General features: G+C 69.4%; 13 protein-coding genes and 2 riboswitches. Of the genes, 4 read left to right on the top strand and 9 right to left on the bottom strand.

What is annotated here, in order from left to right; genetic code table 11:
* Positions 1–22: 22 nt before the first annotated feature.
* From BLA15945_RS03510 to BLA15945_RS03490, 5 genes are all read right to left on the bottom strand, one after another.
* Complete coding sequence (locus tag BLA15945_RS03510; RefSeq protein WP_233464120.1) at positions 23–559, bottom strand: vWA domain-containing protein; 537 nt, start codon at positions 557–559, stop codon at positions 23–25.
* A gap of 140 nt (positions 560–699) precedes the next feature.
* Positions 700–1,776 carry an ATP-binding protein gene (locus tag BLA15945_RS03505; RefSeq protein ID WP_059234226.1) on the bottom strand — a complete coding sequence of 359 codons (1,077 nt, stop codon included), beginning with the start codon at positions 1,774–1,776 and terminating at the stop codon, positions 700–702.
* Complete coding sequence (gene cobN, locus BLA15945_RS03500) at positions 1,773–5,582, bottom strand: cobaltochelatase subunit CobN (protein ID WP_174991484.1); 3,810 nt, start codon at positions 5,580–5,582, stop codon at positions 1,773–1,775. Before cobN ends, BLA15945_RS03505 begins: the two co-directional genes overlap by 4 nt.
* 6 nt (positions 5,583–5,588) lie before the next feature.
* Complete coding sequence (cobW, locus tag BLA15945_RS03495) at positions 5,589–6,677, bottom strand: cobalamin biosynthesis protein CobW (protein WP_174991483.1); 1,089 nt, start codon at positions 6,675–6,677, stop codon at positions 5,589–5,591.
* Between the two features lie 26 nt (positions 6,678–6,703).
* The gene (locus BLA15945_RS03490) at positions 6,704–7,762 is read right to left on the bottom strand and encodes a HoxN/HupN/NixA family nickel/cobalt transporter (RefSeq protein ID WP_174991482.1); all 1,059 of its coding nucleotides are present in this window, start codon (positions 7,760–7,762) and stop codon (positions 6,704–6,706) included.
* Positions 7,763–7,950: 188 nt separating this feature from the next.
* A riboswitch (cobalamin riboswitch) is annotated at positions 7,951–8,214 on the bottom strand.
* A gap of 113 nt (positions 8,215–8,327) precedes the next feature.
* Positions 8,328–8,563, top strand: a riboswitch (cobalamin riboswitch).
* A gap of 110 nt (positions 8,564–8,673) precedes the next feature.
* On the opposite strand from BLA15945_RS03490, the gene cobA reads away from it, so the two are divergent.
* From cobA to BLA15945_RS03470, 4 genes are read left to right on the top strand one after another with little or no spacing between them, the layout of a single operon-like run.
* Positions 8,674–9,483, top strand: coding sequence for a uroporphyrinogen-III C-methyltransferase (gene cobA, locus BLA15945_RS03485; RefSeq protein ID WP_407045084.1), 810 nt, complete (start codon positions 8,674–8,676; stop codon positions 9,481–9,483).
* Positions 9,480–9,857: a cobalamin biosynthesis protein gene (locus BLA15945_RS03480; protein ID WP_174991480.1), complete on the top strand. Its 378-nt coding sequence runs from the start codon at positions 9,480–9,482 to the stop codon at positions 9,855–9,857. Before cobA ends, BLA15945_RS03480 begins: the two co-directional genes overlap by 4 nt.
* A 34-nt stretch (positions 9,858–9,891) precedes the next feature.
* Positions 9,892–10,494 carry a cob(I)yrinic acid a,c-diamide adenosyltransferase gene (gene cobO / locus BLA15945_RS03475; protein WP_059234234.1) on the top strand — a complete coding sequence of 201 codons (603 nt, stop codon included), beginning with the start codon at positions 9,892–9,894 and terminating at the stop codon, positions 10,492–10,494.
* Between the two features lie 2 nt (positions 10,495–10,496).
* Complete coding sequence (locus BLA15945_RS03470) at positions 10,497–11,801, top strand: cobyrinate a,c-diamide synthase (RefSeq protein WP_174991479.1); 1,305 nt, start codon at positions 10,497–10,499, stop codon at positions 11,799–11,801.
* Positions 11,802–11,827: 26 nt separating this feature from the next.
* On the opposite strand, the gene bamE is transcribed toward BLA15945_RS03470, so the two are convergent.
* From bamE to vapB, 4 genes are all read right to left on the bottom strand, one after another.
* Complete coding sequence (gene bamE, locus BLA15945_RS03465) at positions 11,828–12,367, bottom strand: outer membrane protein assembly factor BamE domain-containing protein (RefSeq protein WP_174991478.1); 540 nt, start codon at positions 12,365–12,367, stop codon at positions 11,828–11,830.
* 171 nt (positions 12,368–12,538) lie between these two features.
* Positions 12,539–13,702, bottom strand: a complete 1,164-nt coding sequence (locus BLA15945_RS03460; RefSeq protein WP_174991477.1) for a M20 aminoacylase family protein — start codon at positions 13,700–13,702, stop codon at positions 12,539–12,541.
* Between the two features lie 176 nt (positions 13,703–13,878).
* Positions 13,879–14,295 carry a PIN domain-containing protein gene (locus tag BLA15945_RS03455; RefSeq protein ID WP_174991476.1) on the bottom strand — a complete coding sequence of 139 codons (417 nt, stop codon included), beginning with the start codon at positions 14,293–14,295 and terminating at the stop codon, positions 13,879–13,881.
* The gene (vapB, locus tag BLA15945_RS03450) at positions 14,292–14,552 is read right to left on the bottom strand and encodes a type II toxin-antitoxin system VapB family antitoxin (protein WP_174991475.1); all 261 of its coding nucleotides are present in this window, start codon (positions 14,550–14,552) and stop codon (positions 14,292–14,294) included. Before vapB ends, BLA15945_RS03455 begins: the two co-directional genes overlap by 4 nt.
* Between the last annotated feature and the right edge of the window lie 240 nt (positions 14,553–14,792).

The raw sequence follows: 14,792 nt of genomic DNA, 5'->3' as shown, positions 1-14,792 counted from the left end.
ATATCGCACCGCCGGCCGGCCATCAGCCGGCGAGATCCGTGCGCAGCGCGTCGGCCGTCATCCACTGCGCGCCCCATGCGGCGGCGAGCCGTGCACCCTGCCCGATCCGCACGGCCGCATCGTCGAAGTCGACGAACACGACGTGATCGGCCGCCGCGGGCCTGGCCGGCGTCTCGCGCGTGCGCCCGTCCGACAGCACCCACAGCCAGCGCTGCTTGCCGGGCTCGCGCCGCGCATCGCGCGCGAGCAGCTGCGCGGCGGCTGCGATGCCGTCCGCGAGCGGCGTGCCGCCGCCGCCGTCGACCGGTTCGAGCCAGCGCGCATTCCACCAGCGCGGCACGGCCGGGCCGAAGCGCCGCGCGGCGCCGTGGCCGCCGAAGCAGATCAGCGCGGTTTCGACACGGTCGCGCGCGGCCTGATCGAAATACGCGACGATCAGCCCCTTCGCGAGCGCGAGCCGCTCGTGCGACAGCATCGACGCCGAGCAGTCGAGCACGAAGCAATGCAGCGCATGCGGCGTGCCCGCGCGTTTCCGGAAGCGCAGCTGATCGCGATGCAGCCGGCCGTCGCGTTTCGCGGCGAGCGTCGCCGGCCATGCAACGGCCGTGCCGGCGCGTGCCGTGCCCGGTACGCGTGCGGCTGCGCCTGACTGCCATCGAGCACCGCGAACGGCGTTCGCGGCGGCGCCGGCTCGATGGCTCAGCGTTTTTTTAGCGGCAGCGGCACCACGCTTTTCACGTCGCGCAGCCCGGCCGGTTCAGGCGGCAGATAACCCCAGTCGCCCTGCGATGCCGACGCATCGCCGCGTGTCTCGCCCGGCCGGTTGTCCGGCCGCTGGCGTGCATCCGGCGGCGAACGATCGTCGTGCTCGCCACCGTGCTGCGACGATCCGTGCGACGGCGGCGTACCCGCATGGCGCCGGTGCCGCAACACCGCTTCGGCCACGCGTTCCACCTGCGATACCGTCACCGCGTCGGCCTGTTCCAGCGCGGCCAGTGCGCGCGCGGCGCGCAGCATCACCAGATCGGCACGCAACCCGTCGACGGCCGCGTCGATGCACAGCGCGCTGACGCGCGCATGCACCGCATCGTCGAAATCCAGCGCGGCCAGCCGCGCACGCGCCGCATGAATCCGGTCGCCGAGTTCGCGCTGCGCGGAGGCATGGCGCGTGCGGAAGGCATCCGGATCGAGATCGAACGCAAGTCGCGCCTTCACGATCCGCTCGCGCTGCGCGGCGTCGAAACAGTTCTCCAGTTCGACCATCAACCCGAAGCGGTCGAGCAACTGCGGGCGCAGCTCGCCCTCCTCGGGATTCATCGTGCCGACCAGCACGAAGCGTGCGTCGTGCGCGTGCGACACGCCATCGCGCTCGACGATGTTCACGCCGCTCGCGGCGACGTCCAGCAGCGTATCGACGAGCCCGTCGGCGAGCAGGTTCACTTCGTCGACATACAGCACACCGAGGTGCGCACGCGCGAGCAGGCCCGGCCGGAAGCGCACGCCGTTTTCAGCGAGCGCATGCGCGAGATCGAGCGTGCCCGTCACCTGCTCGTCGCTCGCCGACAGCGGCAGCGTGACGAACTGCCCTTCCGGCAGTAGCTCCGCGAGGCCGCGCGCGGCGGTCGATTTCGCGGTGCCGCGCGGCCCGCTCACGAGCACGCCGCCGAGCGACGGGTCGATCGCGGCGAGCAGCAATGCCTGCTGCAGCGCGTCCTGCGCGACGAGCGCCGCAAACGGAAAAACCGCGCGCGCGCGGTGCGTCGTCGGATCGGTCATCGCCGTCCCCCTTCCTGGAGTTGTTCGCTCGCGAGCCAGACCGCTTCGATCCGCTCGCGATAGTCGCCCGGCTGCTGCCACAGGCCGCGCTGCATCGCTTCCACGAAACGTTCGCAGATGCCGTGCAGCGCCTTCGGGTTGTGTCGTTCCAAGAACGCGCGGGTGGCATCGTCGAACAGGTACGCGTCGGCGACGAGCGCGTACTGGTGGTCCGACAGCACGCGCGCGGTCGCGTCATAGCCGTACAGGTAGTCGACGGTCGCAGCCATCTCGGCCGCGCCCTTGTAGCCGTGCCGCTTCACGCCGTCGAGCCATTTCGGGTTGACGACGCGCGAGCGGATCACGCGCGCGATTTCCTCGCGCAGCGTGCGCATCTTCGGCGCGACCGGGTTCGCATGGTCGCCGTGGTAGATGCTCGGCTGCTGCCCGGACAAGTGCCGCACGGCCGCCGTCATCCCGCCCTGGAACTGGTAGTAATCGTTCGAATCGAGGATGTCGTGCTCACGGCTGTCCTGGTTCTGCACGACGACGTCGATCGTCGCGAGCCGCTCGCCGAATACGTCGGCGGCCGCGTCGCCCGCGCTGTTCTGCGCATACGCATGGCCGCCCCACTGGCGATACGCATCGGCAAGATCGGCGTCGCTCTGCCAGCGGCGCTGGTCGATCAGGTCCTGCAGGCCCGCGCCGTAGCTGCCCGGCCGCGCGCCGAACACGCGCCAGCCGGCGCGGCGCCGCGCTTCGTCGGGCGCCACGCCCTGCGCGACCCATTTCGCACGTTCGCGCTCGATGCGCGCACGAACCGGGTTCAGTTCCTCGGGCTCGTCGAGCGCGGCGACAGCCTGCACGGCCGCATCGAACAGGTGCATCAGGTTCGGGAACGCGTCGCGGAAGAAGCCCGATACGCGTAGCGTCACGTCGATGCGCGGCCGGTCGAAGATCTCGATCGGGAGGATCTCGAAGTCGGTCACGCGATGGCTGCCGTGCGCCCATTTCGGCCGCACGCCGAGCAGCGCGAACGCCTGCGCGATGTCGTCGCCGCCGGTGCGCATCGTCGCCGTGCCCCATACCGACAGGCCGATCGCGCGCGGATAGTCGCCGTGATCCTGCAGATGGCGCTCGATCAGCTGCTGCGCGGATTTCAGACCGAGCGACCACGCGGCCCGTGTCGGCACCGCGCGCGTGTCGACCGAGTAGAAGTTGCGGCCGGTCGGCAGCACGTCGGGACGGCCGCGCGACGGCGAGCCGCTCGGCCCCGGCGGCACGAAGCGGCCGTCGAGCCCGCGCAGCAGCTGACGCATTTCCTCGCCGCCGCATGCGTCGAGCGCGGGCAGCAGCGTCGCGCGGACGCGCTCGATCACTGCGAGCGTATGCGGCCATTCGCCGGGCGGTGTCGAGTCGGTGGCAGGGGCGGCGCCGTTGGCTGCGCACAGCCCGTCCAGCCATTGCTGCGCGAGCCGTTCGAGCCGCTCGCGCGTATCGCCCGCATGGCGCCACGGCGACGCGTCGAGCGCCTGCAGGATCGCCGGGCGCGGGCCGGCCCACGGCGCGGCCCAGTCGGCCGCGAGCGGATCGAACTCGTCGCCGGGCATCAGATCGCGCGCCAGCGCGCCGATCAGCCCCGCGCGCGCACCCTTGCCGTCGCCGACCGGAAAGCGTGCGAGCGCGAGCAGCGTATCGCGGCGCTGGCGATCGGCCGGCGACAGGCCGAACACGTGCAGCCCGTCGCGGATCTGCGCTTCCTTCAGTTCGCACAGCCAAGCGTCGACGCGCGTGAGCAGCGCATCCTCGTCGCCCGCATCGCGCGGCGGCGACACGCTCAGTTCGTCATGCAGACGATGCTCGGCGATCGTTGCGAGGATCGTCTTGCGCAGCAGCTTCGCGCGCCGCGCATCGACCATCAGCGCTTCGTAGTATTCGTCGACCTGCCGCTCGAGATCCTGCAGCGGGCCGTAGTTTTCCGCGCGCGTGAGCGGCGGCATCAGGTGATCGATGATCACCGCCTGCGCGCGGCGCTTCGCCTGGCTGCCCTCGCCCGGATCGTTGACGATGAACGGATACAGGTGCGGCAGCGGCCCGAGCGTCAGGTCGGGCCAGCACGCGTCGGACAGCGCGACGCTCTTGCCCGGCAGCCACTCGAGGTTGCCGTGCTTGCCGAGGTGGATGACCGCGTCGATGCGATACGCGTCGCGCAGCCAGAAATAGAACGCGAGATACGCATGCGGCGGTACGAGATCCGCGTCGTGGTAGCTCGCATAGTCGTTCTCGCCGCGCGAGCGCGACGGCTGGATGCCGACGAACACGTTGCCCGCGCGCCAGCCGGCGATCGTGAAACGCCCGTGCCGCAGCGTCGGGTCGGCTTCGGGCGGTCCCCAGCGTTCGTTCAGCGCGTCGCGCACGGCCACCGGGAGCCGCGCGAACCGCGCGACGTAGTCGGCCAGCGGGAAGCTCTGGAATGCCGGGCGCAATGCGTGCACGGCCGCGTCGTTGGTCACGCCTTCGGTGAGCCGCGCGATCAGCGCGTCGCCGTCGGGCGGCAGGTCGGCCACCGCGTAGCCCGCATCGCGCAGCGTCGCGAGCACGCGCAGCGCGGACGCCGGCGTGTCGAGCCCGACGCCGTTGCCGATCCGCCCTTCGCTTTGCGGATAGTTCGCGAGAATCAGCGCGACACGCTTGTCGGCGTTGTCGAGCGTGCGCAGCCGGCACCAGCCGCGCGCGAGCGCCGCGACGAACGCGATCCGCTCGGCGTCCGGCTGGTAGCGCACGACGTCGACCTCGGTGTGCGGGCAACGGTATGCGAGCCCCTTGAAACTCACCGCGCGCGTGACGATGCGCCCGTCGACTTCGGGCAGCGCGATGTGCATCGCGATGTCACGCGCATGCAGGCCCTGGTTGTCGGCCACCCACGCGTCGCGATTGCCGCCGGACAGGATCACCTGCAGCACCGGCGCGTCGCCGGCAAGCACGTCGTGTTCGGGGCTGTCGATCGCGCCGGCCGCGAACGCGGTCGTGTTCAACACGAGCGCGACGCCGTGCGTGTCGCAGAGCTGCGTGATGACCTCGCGGCTCACCGCATCCTTCAGCGACGTCACCGCGATCGGCAGCGGATTCAGCCCTTCCTCGACGAGCGCATCGGCCAGCGCGTCGAACACGGCCGTGTTCGCGGCCTGCCAGTGCGCGCGATAGAACAGGATCGCGACGACGGGCGCGCCGGGCGTCCAGCGCGGCTGCCAGTCGTCGACGCTCGCGCGGTCGCGCGCCGGGTGATACAGCGCGGCGGCCGGCAGCGGGCGCGGCAGCTCGGGGGCGTCGCCGAACCCGAGCGTGTGGAATGCAATGCTGCGCAGCAGCGCGTCGGCGTTGTGTACGCCGCCCTCGCGCAGATAGCGCCACCACAGCCGGCACAGATCCGGCGTGACGGTACTCTTTGCGACGAGGTTCGGATCTTCCTGCAGATCGCCCGAGAACATCGCGAGCTGCTGCCCGCGCTTCGACGCGAGCGACACGGCCTGCTCGATCCCGTACGGCCAGTACGCCTCGCCGCCGAGATGATCGATCACGACCGTCTTCGCGTGGCGCAGCACGTCGTCGACATAGAAATCGACCGACGCCGGCTGGCGCAGGAACGTGACGTTCGCGAGCCGCACGCTCGGGAAACCTTCGGCCAAGTGCGGCACGACGCTCGCGAGCAGCGACAGCGTCGTGTCGGCCGAACTCAGGATCACGATGTCGGCCGGCTGCTGGTCGATCCGGACGACACCCTGCGTATCGTCGACGAAGCCGCCCGGCGTGGTGCGCAGCAGATGCATCGTGCGTTACGCCTGTTGCAGCTCGGCCGCGCACGCGGCGTCGAACGCGCGTTGCAGTGCGGCCGCGTCGAGATCCTCGCCGATCAGCACGAAGCGGCTCGCGCGCGTTTCGCCGTCCTGCCAGCGACGGTCGAAATAGCTGTCGAAACGGCGCCCGACCCCCTGGATCACGAGCCGCATCGGCGCGCCGGGCAGCGCGGCAAAGCCTTTCGCGCGGTAGATCGTGTGCGCTTCGACGACGCGCTGCAGCGCGGCGATCGTCGCTTCGCGCGTGCCGGCGTCGCCGGACACGACCACCGAGTCGAAATCGTCGTGATGGTGATCGTGATCGCCGTCGTCAGCCGAGCCGTGATGGTCGTGACGCAGGTGGATCGTTTCTTCCGACGCCGATTCGAGGCCGAGCAGCATCGCGAGGTCGAGCTCGCCGCGCGTCGCGCGCACGATCTTCACCTGCGGCGGGATCTCGTCACGGATCGCGGTTTCGATCTGCGCAAACTCCGCGTCGCCGACGAGATCGGCCTTGTTCACGATCACCAGATCGGCCGACGACAGCTGATCGGCGAACAGTTCGTGCAACGGCGATTCGTGGTCGAGGTTCGGATCGGCGCGGCGCTGCGCGTCGACGGCCTGCGGGTTTTCCGCGAACTGGCCGCTCGCGGCGGCCGGCCCGTCGACGACGGTCACGACCGCGTCGACCGTGAAGCTGTTGCGGATCGTCGGCCAGTTGAACGCCTGCACGAGCGGCTTCGGCAGCGCGAGGCCCGACGTCTCGATCAGCACGTGGTCGATGTCCGCGCGGCGCTCGACGAGCGCTTCCATCACCGGATAGAACTCTTCCTGCACGGTGCAGCACAGGCAGCCGTTCGCGAGTTCGTACAGCTGGCCGGACGCTTCGCCCGGCGCGCCATCGGCGTCCTCGCAGCCGATGCCGCAGCCCTTGAGGATCTCGCCGTCGATGCCGAGTTCGCCGAATTCGTTGACGATCACCGCGATGCGGCGGCCTTCGGCGTGTTGCAGGATGTGGCGCATCAGCGTCGTCTTGCCGCTGCCGAGAAAGCCCGTGACGATCGTGACGGGAAGCTTGCGTAGGGTCATGGAATATCCAGGGTCGTAAGGGAGAGTCAGGCCGAGATCGTCACGTCGATCTCGTCGTAGCGCTTTAACCGGTAGATCAGGGCCGACACGAGCCAGCATGCGAGGAACAGGCCGATCACGACATAGCCGAGCATGCCGAAGTGCGACGCCACCATCGACGCGAAGTCCCACACCGGGCCCTGCAGCGACAGCTTGTCCGCGAGCAGCGCGAGCACCTCGATGCCGCCGATCAGCGCGGCGACCAGCACCGACACGAAAGTGATCGTCATGTTGTAGTAGATCTTGCGGATCGGCCGCACGTACGCCCAGCGATACGCGCCCATCATCAGGATGCCGTCGGTCGTGTCGACGAGCGTCATGCCGGCGGTGAACAGCATCGGCAGCGCCATCACGGACCAGAACGACAGCCCGCCCTGCACCTGCGCCGCCGAGATACCGAACAGCGCGATCTCGGTCGCCGTGTCGAAGCCGAAACCGAACAGGAAGCCGACCGGATACAGGTGCCAGCTGCGCGACACGAGCCGGAACAGCGGGCGGAACAGGCGCGCGAGCACGCCGCGCTGGTTCAGCAGCATGTCGAGATCGGCGTCGACGATCGGCTCGCCGCGCCGCGCGGCGCGAAAGGTCCGGTAGACGGAAATCAGGATCAGCAGGTTCGCGATCGCGAGCACCAGCAGGAAGAACGCCGACACGCTCGTGCTGATCACGCCGCCCCACGCTTTCATGCTCTCGAAGCGCGCGAGCGACGCGGCCGTGAGCGTCACCACGACCGACATCACGATCACGACCGTCGAATGGCCGAGCGAGAAGAACAGGCCCGCGCCGAGCGGGCTGCGCCCCTCCTGCATCAGCTTGCGCGTGACGTTGTCGATGGCCGCGATGTGGTCGGCGTCGACCGCATGACGCAGCCCGAACACGTACGCGAGCAGCGCGGTGCCGAGCAGCACGGGCTGGACGTGGAAAGCGGCGAATGCCCAGATCCACGCGCCTGCGTTGAAGGCGATCAGCAGCGCATAGATCGCGACGATCTTGCCGCGCAACCCGGACGGACTGTCGTTGAACAGGCGAAACAACGAATCGGGCATGACGCTCCTTGGCGAACGGTCGACATGAAGAATGCCAACACGGCCGTCGCTACGCGGCCCCGCGCGGTCCGGCCCTTCATCGCACCGGAACATGCGCACTCGCGCAGGCGGCCGGACGTCGGGAATCGGGAAACGCTCGGGTGTCGGGCACGCTACGGTCGTGGACGATGCGCCGCCTCCCCGCGGCGCTGAACCCCAATGTTTAGGCCGGTATCCGGACTGACGAACACGCCGCTTCGCCTTCCCGGATGCGCAGGGCATCCAGTGGCGGTCGTCCGCATGCGGGCGGCATGCGGCGAAGCGGCGCTGCATCGCGGCGGGCACGATGCGTTCGCTTACCGTTGCGGGGGCAGCACAGGTTGGCTCGACTGCGACGCAGGCAGGCTCCCTGTTTCCCGTTTAACTGCGCACGCCGGAAGGCGCGCGCGAGCACCAAAACGCGTGCGAGTGTAGGCGGCGGGGGCAGGAGCGTCAAGGCGGCACGGGCCGCGGGACTGCGTTCCGCACCGCCCTCGCGCCGCGCCGGAGACCTTCCGTGGCCGGTTCGCGCGGGCGAACCGTGTGCTATCGTATGCGCCGCGTTCGGTGCTCGCATGCGCATTCCGCGCATGCAGTTAAACGGGAAACAGGAGGCGGATGACCGCCCGGCCTGTGCTGTCCCCGCAACGGTACGCCGCCTGCGCGACGCGCTCCCCGCGCACGCGCCCAGGCCGCCCGCGATGCCACTGCCCTTCACCGGGCGGGAAGGCTGCGGCCTGGCAAGCGGCCAGCCCGGATACCGGCCGACGCAAGGGGCGAGCCCGATGCTCGCCGAACGCCCGATCCGCGGGGGACGGATGGGGTGCGCATTCCGCCCGCGTTCGCGCGGGCTTCGCCCGATCCGTCATGCATTGCCTGTCCGCCGGCCGCCGATGTGCCGCCCGCCTTTTCTTTTCCACTGTTTCGACACGGTGCGTACCGTGCCGCGTGCGATGAGCCGCGCCTGGCTCATCGGTGCCGGCCCCGGCGACGCCGACCTGCTGACGCTCAGGGCCGCGCGCGCGATCGGCATGGCCGACGTACTGCTCGTCGACGATCTCGTGAACCCCGACGTGCTGCGCCATGCGCGCGCCGACGCGCAGATCGAGCACGTCGGCAAGCGCGGCGGCCATGCGTCGACGCCGCAGGACGCGATCGTCGCCGCGATGCTCGCGCATCTGCGCGCGGGCCGTAGCGTCGCGCGGCTCAAGGGCGGCGATCCGTTCGTGTTCGGCCGCGGCGGCGAGGAACTGGCCGCGCTTGGCGCGGCGGGTTTTCCGGTCGAGGTCGTGAACGGCATCACCGCCGGCATCGCCGCGCCGGCCGCACTCGGCATTCCGGTCACTCAGCGCGGCGACGCGCAGGGCGTGATCTTCGTCACGGGCCATGGCGCAGGCGCCGACGAGCCCGACTGGCGCGCGCTCGCGGCCACGCGCATGACGATCGTGATCTACATGGGCATCCGCCGGCTCGACACGATTGCAGCGGCGCTGCGCGAAGGCGGCCTGCCCGGCGATACGCCGTGCGCGGCGATCGAGAACGCGACGCGCCCCGAACAGCGGCACGTGCTTGCGACGCTCGACAGCCTCGTCGAACGCGTCGGCGCGACCGGACTCGGTTCGCCGGCGATCGTCGTGATCGGCCGCGTCGCGGCGCTCGCGGACGATCCGGCGGTGCGCGCGGCGCTCGGCGGCCGCGCATGATGCGTGTCGCGCTCGGCATCGGCTTTCGCGCGGACGTCACGGCCGCGCAACTCGATGCCGCGATCCGCGCAGCGTTGGCGCGTTACCCGGCCGCCGAACCGGCGCTCATCGCGACGCTCGCCGACAAGGCGCGTGCCCGTGCGCTGCGCACGCTGTGCGCGCGACGCGGCTGGCCGCTCGTCGCATTCGACGCGATGCAGCTGGCGAGCCGTCCCGAACTGGCCGCGAGCGGTCCGTCGGACGCCGCGCTCGCACGCTTCGGTGTTGCGGGCGTGGCCGAGCCCTGTGCGCAGCTTGCAGCGCCGCGTGGCCGCCTGCTGGGCCCCAAGTCCATCCGGGACGGCGTGACGGTCGCGCTCGCCGGCCCGCTCTGAACCCTTTGTTTCGCTTTCGACAGGACGATTTCCGATGAAGACCGATGCCGAATCCCATCAGCGGATGACCGAACGCCGCCGCGCCGGCCACGAGAAGAAACAGGCCGCCGCCACCCACGAAAAGGGGCTGCTGATCGTCAATACCGGCAACGGCAAGGGCAAGAGCACGGCTGCGTTCGGCATGGCCGTGCGCGTGCTCGGCCATGGCATGCGGCTCGGCGTCGTGCAGTTCATCAAGGGCGCGCTGCACACGTCCGAGCGCGACTTCCTCGGCGCGGTTGCCGAATGCGATTTCGTGACGATGGGCGACGGCTATACGTGGAACACGCAGAACCGCGACGCCGATATCGCGACCGCGCGCAAGGGCTGGGACGAGGCGCGCCGGATGATCGAAAGCGGCGACTACCGCATGGTGATCCTCGACGAGTTGAACACCGTGCTGAAGTACGAATACCTGCCGCTCGACGAAGTGCTCGCGACGCTTGCCGCGCGCCCCGCTTCGGTCCACGTCGTCGTGACCGGGCGGCATGCGCCCGATGCGCTGATCGACGCGGCCGACCTCGTCACCGAAATGCGGCTCGTCAAGCATCCGTACAAGGAGCAAGGCGTGAAGGCGCAGCGCGGCGTGGAGTTCTGAGCATGCCCGCCTGCCCCGCGCTGTTCGTCAGTGCGCCCGCGTCGGGCCAGGGCAAGACGTCGGTGACGGCCGGCCTCGCGCGGCTGCACCGCCGGCTCGGCCGCCGTGTGCGCGTGTTCAAGACCGGGCCCGACTTTCTCGATCCGATGCTGCTCGAGCGCGCGAGCGGCGCCCCCGTGCATGCGCTCGACCTCGGGATGGTCGGCGAGGCCGGCTGCCGCGCGCTGCTTGCCGATGCCGCGCGCGACGCGGACCTGATCCTGATCGAAGGCGTGATGGGGCTGTTCGACGGCACGCCAAGCAGTGCCGATCTCGCAGCCGCGTTCGGCGTGCCGGTCGTCGCGGTGATTTCCGCGAAGGCGATGGCGCAGACGTTCGCGGCGATCGCGTTCGGGCTCGCACGGTTCAGGCCGGGGCTGCCGTTTCACGGGGTGCTCGCGAACCGCGTCGGCTCGGCACGGCATGCGGAATTATTGCAACAGGCGCTGCCCAGCGACCTCCGCTGGCTCGGGCACGTACCGGCCGATGCGGGCATCGCGCTGCCGGAGCGGCATCTCGGCCTGCACCAGCCGGCCGACATCGACGATCTCGAGGCACGGCTCGATCGCGCGGCCGACGTGCTCGCGCAGACGGCGCTGGCTGAGTTGCCGCCGGCCGTCGCGTTCGCGGAACCGGACGCCGCGGCGCCGCTGCCGCGCGCGCTCGCCGGCAAGCGGATCGCGATTGCGCGCGATGCGGCGTTCTCGTTCATCTATCCGGCGAATCTCGCGCTGCTCGACGCGTTCGGTGCGCAGTTGCGATTCTTCTCGCCGCTCGCCGACGAACCCGTGCCGGATGATTGCGACGCGCTGTTCCTGCCGGGCGGCTATCCGGAACTGCATGCGGCGACGCTTGCGGCGAATGACGAAACGGCACGGACGATTCGCGCGCATGCGGCGGCCGGCCGGCCGATCGTCGCGGAATGCGGGGGGATGGTGTATCTCAGTGAATCGCTGACCGATGCGGACGGTGCGACGACGTCGATGCTCGGCCTGCTGCCGGGGCAGGCGACGATGCAGCGCCGGTTCGCCGCGCTCGGCATGCAGCAGCTCGATACGCGCACCGGACCGATGCGTGGTCACACGTTCCACTACTCGCGGCTCGCGACGCCGCTCGATCCGGTCGCGCATGCGGCACGCCCCGACGGCGTGCGGGGTAGCGGCGAGGCGGTCTATCGCCACGGCGCAATCGTCGCGACGTACATGCACATGTATTGGCCGTCGAATCCGGCGGCGGCGGCGGCGCTGTTCGGCGGCACGGCGTTCTGACCGAAAACCGGCGAGGTGCCGCGATGTCAGGGCTTTTCGCGGCCCGGCGCTTCCGAACGCGAAGTGCGGATCACGGTGCCGTCGGGCGAGAAATGCGCGTTGAACATCGCGTCGCCCGATACGCCGCCCTCGGCCCAGTGCCAGCTCCACACCTCTTCATGGCTCAGCGCGTATTGCGCGATCTCGGTCGGCTTGCCGAGCAGTTGCCGCACGTCGTCCTTCGACATCCCGGGCACGACCTTCGCAATGTTCGCCGCCGTCAGTGCCTGCGTGATCGACACGAGCCGGCCGTCGGGCCCGAAATCGAGCATGTAGGTGCTCGTGCCGTATGGACCGCGCGGATACTCGAACCGCTGCGAGCCGTCGTCGCCCTGCCTGACCATCTCGGGCTTGCCTGCCTGGCGGAGCACGTCTTCGGTCGTCGAGACGCCCGGCTGCAGATGACCGAACGCCATCGGATCGGGCTTGATCGCATTCACCGCGTCGGCCACTTTCCGGTCGTCGCACCCGGCCGCCAGAACGCCGACCGCACAAGCCGTCAACACGGTCAGAAGCTGTTTTCGCATGTCATCCACACCTGTTTTCATCGAGCCGATCCGGCGTCGCGCGCAGCGTAGCACGCGACCGGTTCCGTCGATGTCAAGGAGCGTCAAATTCACGCGCGTCCTGTCGCGCCCCGTTTCACGGACGCACACGTCGAACGGCGGCGGCGACGCCGCCGCGCTTCTGCTTCTTCTTCAAACCAGGAACGCCTCGGCCAGCTTGACCCAATACGACGCGCCGGCAGGCAGCGCCGCGTCGTTGAAGTCGTAACCCGGGTTGTGCACCATGCAGCCGCCCTCCCCGTCACCGTTGCCGATGATCAGGTAGCAGCCCGGCCGCTTCTCGAGCAGGAACGCGAAATCCTCGCTGCCGGTGAGCGGCACCATCCCGTCGATCAGGTTTGCTTCGCCCACCCATTCGCGCGCAACGCCGCGCGCAAACTCGGTCATTTCCGCATCGTTGACGAGCACCGGGTAGCGGCGCTGGTAGTCGATCGTCGCGGTCGCGCCGTACACGGCAGCTTGCGCATGGACGACTTCCTTGATGCGCGTCTCCAGCAGGTCGCGCACGTCGGGTTTCAGCGCGCGCACCGACAGGCGCATCTGCGCACGATCGGGAATCACGTTCGGCGCCTCGCCCGCGTGGATCGCGCCGACCGTGACGATCGCCATGTCGAGCGGCGACACGTTGCGCGACACGATCGTCTGCAACGCCAGCACGATCTGCGCGCACACGACGACCGGATCGATTGCCTTGTGCGGCACCGCGCCGTGGCCGCCGCGGCCCTGCACGTCGATGACGACGGTGTCGGACGACGCCATGAACGACCCCGGCAGGAAGCCGAACTTGCCGGTCGGGAAACCCGGCATGTTGTGCATCGCGAAGATTGCGTCGCACGGGAACAGCTCGAACAGCCCTTCGTCGAGCATCTTCTTCGCGCCGCCGAGCCCTTCTTCCGCCGGCTGGAAAATCAGGTTCAGCGTGCCCGAGAAGCGGCGCTCGCGTGCGAGATGCTTCGCGGCCGCGAGCAACATCGCCGTGTGGCCATCGTGGCCGCACGCGTGCATCTTGCCGGCGATCTTGCTCTCGTACGGCAGGCCCGTGGCCTCGTGGATCGGCAGCGCATCCATGTCGGCGCGCAGGCCGAGGCGCTGCGTGCCGGTGCCGACCTTCAACTGCGCGACGACGCCCGTGCCGCCGAGCCCGCGATGCACCGTGTAGCCCCACGACTGCAGTTGCTCGGCGACGAGGTCGCTCGTTGCGAATTCTTCGAAGCCGAGTTCGGGATGGGCATGGATGCGGTGCCGGATCTCGATCATTTCGTCGGCGAGGCCTGCGGGGATCACGCTGTGCGTCACGGTTTCGTCTCCTGTTTCTGCGGGGAATGTGCAGGCAAGGATAGTCGGTTCGCCGGCAACCGGGCAGACGGAAAGTCGTCGCGGTAGCAACCTGCAGTTGCCGCTGGTGCGATGCCTGGTGCGCACGCTGAAAAGTGAACCGGGCACGACACGCTTACAGGTTGGCCCCGCCGTGCTCAGGCCGCCCAATCCTCGAGCGACAACCCCGCGACACGGCCGAATGCGCGGCCATTATGGGAGACGAGCACCGCGCCGGCCGCAATCGCATGCCCCGCGATCGACGCATCGTTCGTGCCGATCGGCGTGCCGCGCGCGGCGAGATCGGCACGAATCGCGGCCGTGGCATCGACGGCCGCCGTATCCCACGGCAGCACGCCATCGAGCCGCGAAACAAACGCCGTCACGAGTTCCGCGTGCTTCGGCGACGCCTTCTTGCCAACCGCGCCAAACCGCATCTCGGCGTAGGTCATGGCCGACACGACGATCCGGTGTTGCGCATTCACGCACGACTGCAACCGCGACAGCACCACGGGGGGCCGCTCGCGCATGATGAACGAACAGATGTTCGTATCGAGCATGTAGAGCGTGGTCACCGGTTGGACTCCGTCGGCGCGTCGGCGTCGAACAGGTCGAAGCGGCCGGACTCGATGACGGCCGGGCGTTCGGCAAGGAAATCGGCATCGGCCAGCGGTTCGTTCGCGAACGACAGCCACGTTGGCCGTACCGGCCTCAGCAGCAACGTGTCGCCCTCGCGGCGGATCTCGAGTTCCGTCACCCCCTCGAACTCCATGTCCTTCGGGATGCGGATTGCCTGATTACGGGCGTTCTTGAAAATGGAAACGGTGCGCATGAGCCACTCCAGCGGAGTACGATGCGTCCATTCTAGGCATATGTCGGCATATGTCAATTTGACGGGGTGCGAATCGGACGTCGCGCCCCACGCTGTCGCGGAGGTTCGGGTCATGTTGCCGGCCTGTCGTCGATGAAGAGTGAGATCGATTCTTCACGACGCAGGCCTCGCGGTCCATATCCCGAACGGCCGATGCCGGTGCGGCACCAGACCGCGCGCAACGTCGCACCGACGCTGCGC

The sequence above is a fragment of the Burkholderia arboris genome (genome assembly GCF_902499125.1).
Lineage (GTDB): Bacteria > Pseudomonadota > Gammaproteobacteria > Burkholderiales > Burkholderiaceae > Burkholderia > Burkholderia arboris.
Note: the sequence above shows the minus strand (reverse complement) of the source record. Positions and strands in the feature narration are given on the sequence as shown.